13 protein-coding genes are annotated in these 12,812 nt (G+C 47.6%); 10 read left to right on the top strand and 3 right to left on the bottom strand.

The features are described from left to right. Positions 1 to 163: 163 nt before the first annotated feature. The gene (locus tag ACUTVW_RS21750) at positions 164 to 880 is read left to right on the top strand and encodes a glycosyltransferase (RefSeq protein ID WP_445647682.1); all 717 of its coding nucleotides are present in this window, start codon (positions 164 to 166) and stop codon (positions 878 to 880) included. Positions 881 to 1,164: 284 nt separating this feature from the next. Then, positions 1,165 to 1,719, top strand: a complete 555-nt coding sequence (locus tag ACUTVW_RS21745) for a GNAT family N-acetyltransferase (RefSeq protein ID WP_445647681.1) — start codon at positions 1,165 to 1,167, stop codon at positions 1,717 to 1,719. A gap of 149 nt (positions 1,720 to 1,868) precedes the next feature. Here the strand turns inward: ACUTVW_RS21745 and ACUTVW_RS21740 are convergent, their stop codons facing one another. Next, the gene (locus ACUTVW_RS21740; protein WP_167375712.1) at positions 1,869 to 2,039 is read right to left on the bottom strand and encodes a hypothetical protein; all 171 of its coding nucleotides are present in this window, start codon (positions 2,037 to 2,039) and stop codon (positions 1,869 to 1,871) included. Then, positions 2,036 to 3,274, bottom strand: coding sequence for a glycosyltransferase family 4 protein (locus tag ACUTVW_RS21735; RefSeq protein WP_445647680.1), 1,239 nt, complete (start codon positions 3,272 to 3,274; stop codon positions 2,036 to 2,038). Before ACUTVW_RS21735 ends, ACUTVW_RS21740 begins: the two co-directional genes overlap by 4 nt. A 195-nt stretch (positions 3,275 to 3,469) precedes the next feature. Here ACUTVW_RS21735 and ACUTVW_RS21730 point away from each other — a divergent pair, with 195 nt between their 5' ends. Beyond that, entirely contained in the window at positions 3,470 to 3,829 is a 360-nt protein-coding gene (locus ACUTVW_RS21730) for a hypothetical protein (RefSeq protein WP_445647679.1), read from the top strand. A 309-nt stretch (positions 3,830 to 4,138) separates the two neighbouring features. Continuing rightward, a complete protein-coding gene (locus ACUTVW_RS21725) occupies positions 4,139 to 5,623 on the top strand; it encodes a DHA2 family efflux MFS transporter permease subunit (protein ID WP_445647678.1) in 1,485 nt (494 codons plus the stop codon). 68 nt (positions 5,624 to 5,691) lie between these two features. Here the strand turns inward: ACUTVW_RS21725 and ACUTVW_RS21720 are convergent, their stop codons facing one another. Continuing rightward, complete coding sequence (locus ACUTVW_RS21720; RefSeq protein ID WP_445647677.1) at positions 5,692 to 6,765, bottom strand: glycosyltransferase family 4 protein; 1,074 nt, start codon at positions 6,763 to 6,765, stop codon at positions 5,692 to 5,694. 231 nt (positions 6,766 to 6,996) lie between these two features. On the opposite strand from ACUTVW_RS21720, the gene ACUTVW_RS21715 reads away from it, so the two are divergent. The 6 genes from ACUTVW_RS21715 (at position 6,997) to ACUTVW_RS21690 (ending at position 12,760) form a co-directional block, all read left to right on the top strand. Then, complete coding sequence (locus ACUTVW_RS21715; protein ID WP_445647676.1) at positions 6,997 to 8,067, top strand: ABC transporter ATP-binding protein; 1,071 nt, start codon at positions 6,997 to 6,999, stop codon at positions 8,065 to 8,067. Next, a complete protein-coding gene (locus ACUTVW_RS21710) occupies positions 8,064 to 8,780 on the top strand; it encodes an ABC transporter permease subunit (RefSeq protein WP_445647675.1) in 717 nt (238 codons plus the stop codon). Before ACUTVW_RS21715 ends, ACUTVW_RS21710 begins: the two co-directional genes overlap by 4 nt. Positions 8,781 to 8,784: 4 nt before the next feature. Continuing rightward, complete coding sequence (locus tag ACUTVW_RS21705; RefSeq protein WP_445647674.1) at positions 8,785 to 10,179, top strand: GldG family protein; 1,395 nt, start codon at positions 8,785 to 8,787, stop codon at positions 10,177 to 10,179. Then, positions 10,176 to 11,183, top strand: a complete 1,008-nt coding sequence (locus tag ACUTVW_RS21700; RefSeq protein WP_445647673.1) for a DUF4340 domain-containing protein — start codon at positions 10,176 to 10,178, stop codon at positions 11,181 to 11,183. The genes ACUTVW_RS21705 and ACUTVW_RS21700 overlap by 4 nt, the downstream gene beginning before the upstream one ends. Before the next feature lie 106 nt (positions 11,184 to 11,289). After that, a complete protein-coding gene (locus tag ACUTVW_RS21695; RefSeq protein WP_445647672.1) occupies positions 11,290 to 12,306 on the top strand; it encodes a YhcN/YlaJ family sporulation lipoprotein in 1,017 nt (338 codons plus the stop codon). 226 nt (positions 12,307 to 12,532) lie between these two features. After that, entirely contained in the window at positions 12,533 to 12,760 is a 228-nt protein-coding gene (locus tag ACUTVW_RS21690; RefSeq protein WP_090919235.1) for a helix-turn-helix domain-containing protein, read from the top strand. The last annotated feature ends 52 nt before the right edge of the window (positions 12,761 to 12,812 follow it).

Below are 12,812 nucleotides of genomic sequence, written 5' to 3'. Positions count from 1 at the left end.
TCTGTTTGGCGTAGCCTTTTACAAGGGAAATAAAGGGATAAGTAACCGGATGTATGTAATCAATGAGTTTTCATGTCAGGGGGTACCGCTGCTTGGAAGCCTCATATACTGGAGAAGATGCAATAGTTTGCAGTAGAGATTTGTGGAGGAAGGGGGTGCTCGGATGGAGCCGAAGGTATCGATCGTGATTCCTTTTTACAATTGTCCGTATATCGAGCAGGCCGTTCACAGTGCCCTTCACCAGACGTATCCCCATATTGAGGTGGTTGTGGTGGATGATGGTTCAACCAAACATGTGGAGCGACTGGAGCCGATGATGGATCAGATTCAGTACATTCGCAAAGAAAATGGTGGTACAGCGACCGCACTTAACGAGGGCATCAAACACGCGACAGGGGACTATTTTGTGTGGCTTAGCTCGGATGACGTGATGCTGCTGAATCGGGTCGAAAAGCAGTTAAAGTTCATGCTTGATGTCAACGCTTCGTTCTGTCACGGAGCATATCATTACGTCAACGAACATGGCGAATGGCTGGATACGGTGCAGCCCGAGGTGGGAAGTCGTCTGGAGATGCTGCAGGTGCTGATGGAAGGCTGTCCGATCAATGGCTGTACGGTAATGGTGGAGATGGAGGCGTTTGAGCGTTTTGGAGTGTTTGACACCGATTTTCGGTATACACATGATTATGAGATGTGGTTGAGGCTGTTCCCGCTGTATGAGCTGTTTTATTTCAATGAACCTCTAATGTGTTATCGGCTGCATGAGTCGATGGGAACAAAGCGTCATTTCAAGGAACTGGTCGCGGAGATGGAGCGTGTTCAGGAGAAACACCGTCCGACTTTGCTCAATTTGCTGCATGTAGGCGGGTATTGGAAGTAATTAACGAGTGGTGTTCTGCAGAGCCAAGTGGTTGAGCAGGATGAAATACTGAACATGGGGAGCGAGACCTAACCTGCAGCCCTTTAGCTGCTGCAGGGCGCACGCTCTTCTTTTTTGAGAGATGAAACAGATGAGTGTGGAGTGGAAAACTGCGGGTAGCGGGCATGAAAGGTGAACTTCAAGTATAATGTACGGTGACGTATACATAGAAGGGAATGAACGATGCGCAGATATCAATATTGGATAACCAGACTATTAAACTATGATTAATGGAGGTTAACGTATTGATTACCGAATTACACACGACAAGACTGCATTTGCGTCAAATGAAGGAATCTGACTCGGCTGAGCTGTTTCAGGTATGGTCCGATCCAGAGGTAGCTCGATTTATGAATATATCTCCTTTCTCGGATGAACAACAAGCGTTAGAGATGATTCAGCTGCTGGCTAATCTTACGGAGGATAAGCAGGCAATCCGATTCTCCATCATTGAGAAGCAATCTGGTGCAATCTTGGGTTCCTGTGGTTACAATTCCCTGGATTTTGAACAGGCCAGAGCAGAGATCGGATACGATCTTGCTAAGGCTTATTGGGGCAAAGGATATGCCACGGAAGCCGTTACTGCTCTGTTAGATCATGGTTACACATCGCTGGGAATACACCGGCTTGAAGCGAAGGTTAACCCTCATAACGTGAATTCGATCAAACTGCTGGAGAAGCTTGTTTTTACGCGGGAAGGCACGTTGAGATCTTACGAGAGAGTGGGAAGTGGAGCAGGATCAGGTTCTGGAGAAACGTTTAATGATCTGTATATGTATTCGAAGCTGGCGTCGGATTGAGGGCGCCTGATGGTTAAATAAAGTTTAGGTATGAATCGAATTCAAGTATGGAATTGAATATGAAAAAAGAAGCTGCAGATTATACTCTGTGGCTTCTTTTTGTTCATGTCTGCACGATAGCCGTGAGTGTTTACCCGTATCTTAATCTCTCAGTCTTTCTCATTCAAAATAACCATCGATACCGGATCGGGAAACACATATCCTTTCGGAAGCTTTTGCATGAGTGCGTTCATCGTCTCATAGTCCACTTCAATGTGGGGCGTGGAGACGGGAACGGAAAACCAGCGGTTATACAGATCACTTGGAACAAGTAAGGTCATGCCCGGAGTCCTCCTCTATAGATCGCTTCTTGATATACATCCAGTGTACGTAATCCCATTTCTTCCAGAGAACGATGCTGTTCTGCCCAGGATTTGGCGGCTGCTCCTACCTTTTTACGGGTTACATCGTCTTCAAGTAAGGCATGCAACAGCTCGCTGAGAGAATCGACATCCTGTGTAGGCACGACCCAGCCGGTGAGGCCGGGTTCAACCATTTCGGGCATGCCCGCTGTGCCGCTGACGATGACGGGAACACCCGCAAGTTGCGCCTCGGTAACCGAAAAAGGCTGTGTGTCCTGAAGGCTGGGCTGCACATAAATATCTGCCTGTTTAAGAAAAGAGGGGATGTTGTCCAGCTTGCCCCAGAACACGATATCTTCGGTAATGCCAGCATTAGAAGCCTGCCCCCGCAACTCATCCAGCAGATTGCCTTCTCCTGCAATCCAGCACACCCAATCCGAACGTTTTTTCTTCAGGTTGGCGAGCGCCTTGATCAGCACATGCACCCCTTTGATATATTCAAGTCTTCCGGTAAAAGCAATGACCTTCTTGCCAGCCGGTGCACGATGGGGGAACCTGGCAGCCGCTGCTTTACGATAGTTCGGCAGATCGACAGCATACGGAATCTGTCTGAATTTGGACTCTGGCACCGCGAGTTCAGCCACCGTGCTTTTGATCCAATGACTCGACACGAGAATCAATTCAGATTGTGCGGCGCTTCGCTGCTCCAGGGAGAGGAAATAACGTCCTCTTTTGGATCGAAGATAGTCTGGCAGTGTCAGTTGCGGGTTGGAGTTCTGTGCATCATAGAACGCTTCACGGGCGAGTGCTCCATGGTAACTGGTGACGAGAGGAATGTTTCGCTTCAAGATGCGCTTGATTGCGACAGCTGCCACGGGGTCTTGTGCATGGATGACATCGTAATGCTCCACCCCCAGATGGGCAGCAGCCATCTCAAAGGCATATCTGTTCAACTCGTAATAAGCCAGCAGGGGATCGGCTGTGAATTGCGGCAGGTCGGTTGGGTTCAGCTTGGCTTGCAGCATGGGCCATACCAGGTTTTTCGAGAAAGAACGGTTCAGATTACGGACATATACTTCATTTCTGGCACTGTTTGTGCCCATAATATCCACTTCTATACCTAGGGCAGTAAGTCTGTCGGCGAGCTGTTTGATGTATGTCCAGATGCCCCCCATATGTGTAAGTTCCCAATACGTAACGAGTAGAACTCTCATGACGACCTCCTTGTCACGGCCTGCACAGGCCGAACTCCTATCCTGTTATTCTATGAAATAAGTGGGGAGTAAGGCCGGGCATTGCTTACAAATCTATAAAATTGGGTGATTGTCCATGCCAATGGACGAGACGCAGCATATCCTGTCTACAGGGAGAAATTCGGAAGAATTCGGGCTCCGCAGGGGGGATACGAGATGGCGGCATATATCATTCAGATGCATGAGAGTCTGCTTCAGACCTATATTCCTGTCAAATACATGGATGTAGAGGTGGCTTATGTCGGTGACGGAGAAGGCCCGGATGTATACGTTGGTGCAGCGGGCACATACGGAGAACAATACCGATATCTGTTTCATGTGAATTCAAGCTCGGAGGTGGCGAGTAACAGCCATGTTATTCGTGGTCTGAATGTGTCGTATGAGATCAGTGAGCTGAGGATTATAAGCAATAGCTCTAAGCCGAATCATCTGGTGATTCGCATCTATTGTCGCAGTGAGAACGGGCAGCTCATCGGTGTGCTTTCAGAGCACCAAATGGTGAAACTTGCGGATTAATGTGTTAGTGGTACCCCGTGTGTAATGTAAGCAAGGGTATGAAATAAGTTGAATAATGGTGAATAAAGTACAACATATCAACGTAAGGAGCAGGCAGGAGCCCTGCTCCTTTTTTGTATTTGCTTTCTTACAAAGATATCCTTTGAAAAATAGCTTGACAGCAAAGGTATTTTCATTAAAATTAAACCAGTATAAAACGAAAGTTTAAAACAATGATTTAAAACGATGGTTTGAAAAAACGTATTTATAGGCAGTCCGCACCTCGGTTAATCCCGATGCCGTCGTGACGCCGGAAAAGAGAGTGAGTTCGTGAAACAACAAACATCAGTAGCGCAGGAGAACGAGGCATTTTCACTCAAGACGATCATCTTGCCCCTTCTATCCATTATCGTCGGAATGATTATGGTTATTCTGGACAGCACGGTAGTTAACGTAGCTATTCCCAATCTTGTCCAGTACTTCGAGACAGATCTGAAAACGATTCAATGGACAGTAACAGGATATACATTGGCCTTATCCGCGGTAATCCCACTGGCAGGTTGGCTGACCGACCGTTTCGGGGCCAAAAGAGTATTTCTGTTCACGATTGCCATGTTTACACTTGGCTCTGTATTGTGTTCCATTGCCCAATCACCTGAGCAATTAATTCTATTTCGTGTCATTCAAGGACTTGGAGGCGGCATGGTTGCTCCAATCGGGATGGCTATGGTATTCCGTCTGGCTCCGCCGGAACGTAGAGGTTCTATCATGGGAATGCTTGGTATTCCCATGCTGCTTGCTCCAGCGCTGGGGCCGGTATTGTCTGGCTGGTTCATCGAATCGGTTAGCTGGCACTGGATTTTCCTGATTAATCTGCCGATCGGTATCGCAGCTTTCATTCTGTGTGTTCGTTTCTTACCGGACACAGATCGTGGACGTACACCGGCTTTGGATCTGCTGGGCATGATTCTTGCACCCATTGCATTTTCCATGTTGGCCTATGGTGTAAGTGAAGGCGGCACAAGCTGGACGTCTGCGACAACACTTACGGGTGTCATTGTCGGCGGAGTAGCACTTATCCTGTTTATTATCGTAGAGCTTCGGCAGAAAAATCCGTTGCTCGAACTTCGGGTGTTTACCTCATCTGATTTCTCAAGAGGTATTGTGCTCGCTTGGGTGGCCCAAGTGGCTTTGTTCGGCTCCATGATTCTGATTCCGCTCTACTTGCAGCAGATCAAAGGATACACGCCATTGGAGACAGGACTTATCCTGTTACCTCAAGCTCTTGCTTCCGGGATTTCGATGCCACTGGGCGGTCGATGGTTTGACAAAATCGGAGCAAGACCGCTGGCCTTTGTAGGTCTGGGTATCATTTCAGGCGCTTTGTTTATTCTGTCTTCCATTACGGCAACGACTGGACTTGGCCTTATTATTACAGCCTTGCTTATGATGGGATTTGGTATGGGCTTGTCCATGATGCCACTGAACACACATGTACTGAATGCGGCACCGCGTAAACTGGTTGCACGTGTGACACCACTGACTGCTGCAGCACAGCAGGTTGTCGTTTCTTTTGCGGTAGCTGGTCTTACCGGTTTCTTGACCTCTCGTGTGACAAGTAACACAACAGGTACGGAAAAAGCGGATATTGTGCACGGAATGGTGAGTGGTTTCAATGATACGTTTTTCCTTGCTGCATGTATTGCCCTGTTCGGCTGTCTGCTCAGCCTGATTCTGCGTAAACCGAAGCGTGTAGTTGAACAGGAATTGCCGACGGGAGATAGTCCCGACCCGGCAATGATGATGGGACATTAATAAATTTCTAATATATAACAAATTTAAGGCAGTTCAGGAAGCGTATGCTCTGAACTGCCTTTTTTTGACTAATGAAAAATCCTCAAAGCCGTCATCATTTCGCGGAAAGAGGCCGCATATCGATCGGGTGAAAAGGATAAACTCAGATGCTGTCTTCCCTGAATACGAATATATTCTCGTAGCTTCTTATTGTTCATCAGATCCATGGCTTCGTCCACTGCGGCTTGCACATTGCCAATCGGATAGAATTTTCCGGTTTTGTTGTGGGTAATGAATGAACGAACCCCATCTGAATCTGTACTGAGTACAGGGCAGCCACAGCTAATGGCCTCGGCTACGGCATAACCGAAGCCTTCCAGTAATGAAGTGGACAGCATAATCCCCCCTGAAGCTGCGACCATCGAGTAGAAGGTAGGCATTTGTGAGTGGGGAACATTCACAAAGATGCCGATGCGGTCTTGTAATCCATACTCGGCGAGCATATGCCGGAACATGACTTCATCTTCCGGATTAGCCAAGGTGGGATCGTGGAAGAGCCACAGTCTGGCTTTTGGTTTCTTTTTAATAATTGCATGGGAGATCTCAAGGTATTCATGCCAGTTTTTGTTATGCTCCAGGCGTCCGACCCATGCAAGAACCGGGTAAGGTGGGATATCTACGGAAAGTGGGGCAAATGTGTCCGTATCCAGCATGTTGGGAATGACAAAGCGATGAAGCCATGGACAAATATGAATGAACATATCCAGCAGATGATCCGTTGGTGGCAGTACGGCTGCATCGCAGTGAGCCTGAAGGTAGGGGACGGCCATTTCAATCGTTTCCAGTGCTTGTTCCCGCGTGCCGAGACCCTGTGCTTCAAAAATAATCCGACCGTTATAACCGAGTCCTCTCAATCGGCCAGGCATGGCAATATCAGAAGTGGTAATAATAGCATCATAGTGCTGACTGTGGATCAGATGATGAATATCCTGGTCGCTGGAGGCAGTGAAAATGCGTGTGTCGCTGTTGTTCTGCAAGCCTGAGCCTGTATTTAAATACAATAAATGTGCCTCTATGCCATGGCGTTTCAACACAGCAGTCCGCAGCCGATTAAGCGTATCCACGCCGCCACTGGGAACATAAAACGTAAACAATACTTTCACGCGATTCACCCTCTGACTTATGGTCAGGAGCTCATTCTCCTGTACTGTATGTTACGTATAACCCAAGGGCGGGGTGTGGGTAGAACATTAAAAGTTCACAATTTAGACAAAAAAAATTAAGCTTTATTTTAAGTGATCTTAAGCTGAGGCTAGCGTACATTCCCTATCATATAAGGAACTTCCTGTGTAGTGTGTTCGATTATGCTGCACGGGTATTTTTAACGGGAAAGGATGAAGGACGTGCTCGAAGTGAGACAGGTGAGCAAAGTGTATGAAGGCCAGCGCGGTGTGCACCAATTGGACTTCACCATGGAACGAGGCGAGATTGTTGGTTTTTTGGGCCCTAACGGTGCTGGCAAAACAACGACGATGCGTATGATTACAGGTTATCTGCATCCAACGGAAGGTTCAGTCCTGGTCGATGGTTTATCGGTTCATGATCAGGGACGAAGTGTCAGATCCAAAATAGGATATCTACCCGAGACGCCGCCGCTTTACCCGGACATGACGGTGCAGTCATATCTTAAATTTGTCGCTAATCTACGGGATGTTCCTGTGCGTGAGGTGAAACTTCGGATTAGTGAGATGGTCAGCAGGCTGGGGTTGCAGGGCAGGGAAAAACAACTGGTGCGTGGATTGTCCAAAGGATACAAACAGCGGCTGGGACTAGCTGGAGCGATTATACATAAACCCGATCTGCTGGTGCTGGATGAACCGACCTCTGGACTTGATCCGAACCAGATTATTGAAATCCGGGATCTGATCCGGGAGTTGGGTGAAAATCATACGGTGCTGTTAAGTACGCATATTTTACCTGAGGTAAGCACACTTTGTAATCGCATGCTGATTATTAATCAGGGAAGATTGGTATTAGATGGTTCCCCGCAAGATCTTGGCTCTGCGATGGGAGATCGTTTCAAAGTGTCGCTTGAAGTCAAAGCTACGGAGCAGCAGTTGCTTCATGTATTAACTCCGTGGGAGAAGGCGCAAAGTGAAGTTATTGCTAATGCATCTTCATCTTCCAATGGATCTTCGACTGTTCGAGTAAGACTTACTGGGGGAACTTCGGAGGATTTCCGGGAGGAACTATTCTATCTGTTGTCTGGTGCAGGCTTACCTATTCTGGAGATGAAACAAGAGAACCTCAGTCTGGAGCAAATCTTCCTGAAGTTAACGACATCGGAAATGACTGAAGCAGAGGAAGAAGTTTCTACCCCTGCGGAGCAGATTCAGGATACAAATGATATGGAGTCGAAAGCTTCTGTGGATTCAGTTTCCGATTCAGGGGAGGCAAGCAAATGAGACGAATGATGGCGATCTGTAACAAGGAGCTGCAGGCGTATTTCCTGTCGCCCACCTCTTATTTTGCTTTTGCTATATATGTGCTGATGACCAGTTTGCTATTCTATTCAAGCTTTGTATATTACCAACCGAGCATTGTGGATTACCGCCTTGTACTGGGGAATACACTATCCATGCTGCTTTTTGTGGTGCCGTTATTGACGATGCGTCTCGTCGCAGAGGAGTTCAGGCAGGGAACGGACGAGCTGTTGCTGACTTCGCCGACACGAGTGACTGAAATTATTTTCGGAAAATATTTGGCTTCACTCGCCATACTGATTGTCCTGATTTTGTGCAGTTTGGTATATCCATTCATTATGTCGTTCTATGGAAAGCTGGATCTGACATCTGTCTGGCTGTCTGCACTTGGTTTATTCTTCCTGGGTGCCAGCATGATGGCAATCGGGCTGTTTGCCTCCACGTTGTCCCAGCATCAGATGGTGTCTGCGGTGGTGGGTTTTATTATATTGCTCGTTTTGTGGATGCTTGATTCATTTGCAGGCAACACAGGGTCAACATTGCAGAAGTGGCTCGATCCGTTTGCGCTGACAAAGCACTTCGACAACTTTACCAAGGGTGTGCTCAGCGGACCGGATGTTCTGTACTATGTCACACTTACGGGTATGTTTTTACTGTTAAGCATTCAAATTGTGGAACGGAAGCGGTGGAGGTGAGAACATGAAAAAATGGTTAAGTCATACCAACAGTACCGTCTTATCTGTCGCGGTAATTGGCATCTTTATTTTGCTAACCCTGTTCCTGAATTCGCTTGGCGGTTTCCAGCTCGACCTGACTTCAAATAAACAGTATACGTTATCCGATCAGTCACTTACGGCGATCAAAAATGTGAAAGATGACGTGAGTATTCTTGTATTAACGGTGGAAAATGCAAACAATACGGTCCTGAACCGCGAAGTGGCGGATATGGTAGAGGAGTACACGAAACGCAGCAGTAAGCTGAAAATGAAACAGTACAACTTAACGCAGGAACCAGCGCTTGCCTCCAAGTACGGGATCACGGGCAGCTCGATTGTGCTGGAGCAGGGAGACCGGCATAAGGTCATTGACATTGCCAGCTTGTTCACCGCAAACGGGGATGGAAGCGATGGGTCTTATCAGTTCACAGGTGAAGAAAAATTGACACAGGCACTGATGAACCTATCCTCTACGGAAACGAAAAAAATGGTGTTCCTGACCGGACATGAAGAACTGAGTCTGGATCAGATGGGGACTTTGCGATCTTCACTGGAACAGAATAATGTCACAACAGAGGAGTTACAGCTGAACCAGGCTGGCAAAGTGCCTGATGATGCGAGTGTACTCGCTATTATCGGGCCACAGCGAGATCTGAGTGATTCTGAACTTAAGGCTGTGCGGACATATATGAGCAATGGGGGTAAGCTCTTATTATCCCTCGGTTTTGCAGAGGATATGAAAACCAGCTGGAAAAATATCGATGCGCTGATCGCAGATTATGGTGTGGTTGATGAGCATGCGGTTATGGTGAATAATAATCAAGCCAGTACGATGGGGCCGCTGTGGGTCTCTCCGGAGTACGGAAGTCATGCCATCACAGACAAGCTTGCTCAGAATAAATTGTATCCAATGTTGTCCCTGTCGATTGCTTTAACAAGCAAGGAGCGGGACAAGTACAAGTTATCTCCGCTGATGCATTCCTCGAATGACAGTTACGGGGAAACAAATCTAAGCGGTTTGCTGAAAAGTGAAACGAACAATGACAAGGACATGGACATTCAAGGGCCTGTTGATCTCGGCTATGCCGCAGATACGAAGGATGGCAAGCCCAAAGCGGTCATTTTGGGATCATCCATTTTCATGCAAGATTCGGAAATTACAAATGGCGGCAATCGGGATTTTATTTTGAATACCGTGAATTATTTGAGTGAAAAGCAAGACGGGCTGACGATTCGTCCACGCGTACAGGCTGGATATGAGATTGCGTATCTGAATGGTCAGCAGGCCAGAACGATATTTTTTGCAGCCATTGTGGCATTCCCGCTTGTATTTGTGATTATCGGTGTACTCTTATGGTGGAGGCGCAGACGGGTATGAAAAAGTTAATACCAACGATAGTGGTCGTTGTTATATTGATTGCAGGATGGCTGTATGCAGCGAATCAGAATTATTTTCGGGAAGAAGAGGCGGTACAAACCAAGCTTCTTGGGATATCATCAGCAGATATTCAGGCGATTACGCTGCATGAGGGGACTGGAGAACAATCAGGTACAGATAAAACTGCAAGTACAGGTGCAAATGCTGTGTCGACTTTAGAGCTACAGGATGGCGTCTGGCATATGGCTGAGCCGAAAGGCTACCCGCTGAATGAATACAGTGTGGGAAGCTGGCTTGATGCACTGAGTAGCGCTGACCAGGAGATGGTTGTCGAAGAGTCGCCGAAGGATGTGGAGAAGTACGCTTTGGGTAACAAGGCTACACGTCTGGATATCAAAACAAAGGATGGGCGAGAATTCAAACTTGCAATTGGCAGTCAGTTGCCTGCGGGCGATGCACATTATGTACGGGTGAACTCAGGAGCAGTGGTGGCTGTGAAAAATGATGCGGTGACCAATATCGCTCTCACAAGACGCAGTTTGCTGGACACGACCCCGTATAATATGGATGAATCCAATGTACGTATTCTGGAATGGGAAGGCGAAGCATCGAGTTGGATGCTGAAAGCATCGGCCGAAGGGGATACGGCATCTGAGCACACTTGGACGTTAAATGGGAAATCCATTAAGGCAGAAGATGCGATATCTCTGATCGGGCAAATCAAAAATCTCACCACAGCCGAAGACGTTCGTAAAGCATCCGATTTGAAAGGGGCTATTCCTCGGTCAACCTTGTCTGTAGAGCAGCAAGTGAACGGGAAGTCGGTCACGGCGGTATATCGATTGCTGACGACCTCTTCGGATCCAGATACGATCTGGGTGATTACCCCGGATGAAGGGTGGGCCTATCCGATGAATGCAGCTGGTCTGAAAGAAGTGGAGAAGTTTGCGGAGAAACTCAAAACATCGAGTGCCACAACTTCCATAAACCATAAAAATAATTAGCCAGCTTGGCAAGTCAAAGTGCCATAACCTTTCAGCATATCGATCACAGCAGACGTGCATCCTATCTATGTGAACCAAACCAACCACATTGGAGGATGAACATTACATGCCAACAGTCAAAAAGGCAACAGCGATTACGTTATCATTGTCTACTGCAATTTTTGTAATGGCCGGCTTGACGGGTTGTGGGAATCGCGATAATAACATGCATACACAAAGCGTGCGTGAGCAAGCGCATGGTATCAACCGTTACGGCGTCGAGACCAACGGGATGGATGGAATTCGTGCGAAAAGTTACAGAATGCACAACGTCACAGACCTGAGATCCAGTGACGAACTGGCAAAACGCATTACCGAGATGAAGGAGGTCGAGTCTGCTCACGTCATGTTGACGGACCGTAATGCTTATGTTGCTGTTCGTTTGGCGAATGGGCATGCGGGTAAGCTGGGTAGCAAATCAACAGGTCAACCAAGCAGCCGTCTGAATGGCACCATGCGTAATCATGCCAGCGATACGATGCGTGGTGGGGTGATGAATGAGGATATGGGTGGAATGCGTGTTCATGGCGGATCAGGCACGATGTCTCCGTACAGCACAAGCGGAATTGCCCCGGGATTGAATACAGGTACGGCAACAGACCGTAGTCATATGGGCAATGATCGTGGTATTTATGGCACGATGGGTACAGGTACAATCGGGATGATGCGTGGCCTGACGAATAGTGGCAAAGCCCGTCCAATGAACGAAAGCCAGTATGGCACAAGAAGTGAGCGTCCAGGCATGATGGACAGTTCGGATGACAACACGCCCGAAGAGATCAAAGGCAAGATATCAGCGAAAATCAAGCAGTTTGCGCCAAACGTGGAGAACGTATATGTGTCAGCCAACCCGGATTTCGTAGGCCAGGTGGAGAACTATGCAGCCGACCTGCGTAACGGTAAGCCGGTGAGCGGAATGATTGACACGTTCCAGTCGATGGTGGAGCGCATTTTCCCAACGAACGCGGGTGACACCCATCACCGGGACGGTATCCTGGGTGATGGCGTCATGAATCGCAACCATGATGGTTTAATGAATCGTAACAACAATGAAGGTGGCATGATGAACCGCATGAATCGGTAGGACGGTGAGATGAACAATGGTGCCTTTGCAGGTGGGTGTCTATCCATGGCAAGGGCATTTTTGTTATAGGCAGATGAATACAGACCAATATGGACAAACCATCATCGAAATGCAGCCCATTTTTCTTCTAAAACTGAACCAACGCCCTTGACCTTACATAAGATGAGTTGACTGTATCCCCTTAACCTTGTTACACCAACACAACCCGAGCAAGGAGGGGTGAACATTGAAGGGTATCGATCATCATAAAAGCAAATTTTTGTTAACCCACCGTGAACGCGAAGTATTCGAATTATTGGTTCAGGACAAAACAACGCGTGACATCGCAGGGCAGTTATTCATCAGCGAGAAAACGGTGCGTAACCATATCTCCAATGTGATGCAGAAACTCAATGTTAAGGGTCGTTCGCAGGCAGTTGTAGAGCTAATCAAGCTCGGAGAACTGAAGATTTAGCCTGCGAATTACAGTTAAAAATGAGGCAACACAAAAGCCTTTCTCTATCCTT

It is taken from the genome of Paenibacillus sp. TSA_86.1 (genome assembly GCF_052691815.1).
The sequence above is the reverse complement of the archived record's forward strand: the minus strand, read 5'-3'. Positions and strand labels throughout refer to the sequence as shown.

Bases quoted from the DNA above. Each gene is read 5' to 3' on its own strand.
- ACUTVW_RS21735 (WP_445647680.1), bottom strand. From the start codon at position 3,274: ATGAGAGTTCTACTCGTTACGTATTGGGAACTTACACATATGGGGGGC.
- ACUTVW_RS21750 (WP_445647682.1), top strand. From the start codon at position 164: ATGGAGCCGAAGGTATCGATCGTGATTCCTTTTTACAATTGTCCGTAT.
- ACUTVW_RS21700 (WP_445647673.1), top strand. From the start codon at position 10,176: ATGAAAAAGTTAATACCAACGATAGTGGTCGTTGTTATATTGATTGCA.
- ACUTVW_RS21695 (WP_445647672.1), top strand. From the start codon at position 11,290: ATGCCAACAGTCAAAAAGGCAACAGCGATTACGTTATCATTGTCTACT.
- ACUTVW_RS21715 (WP_445647676.1), top strand. From the start codon at position 6,997: ATGAAGGACGTGCTCGAAGTGAGACAGGTGAGCAAAGTGTATGAAGGC.
- ACUTVW_RS21710 (WP_445647675.1), top strand. From the start codon at position 8,064: ATGAGACGAATGATGGCGATCTGTAACAAGGAGCTGCAGGCGTATTTC.
- ACUTVW_RS21740 (WP_167375712.1), bottom strand. From the start codon at position 2,039: ATGACCTTACTTGTTCCAAGTGATCTGTATAACCGCTGGTTTTCCGTT.
- ACUTVW_RS21730 (WP_445647679.1), top strand. From the start codon at position 3,470: ATGGCGGCATATATCATTCAGATGCATGAGAGTCTGCTTCAGACCTAT.
- ACUTVW_RS21705 (WP_445647674.1), top strand. From the start codon at position 8,785: ATGAAAAAATGGTTAAGTCATACCAACAGTACCGTCTTATCTGTCGCG.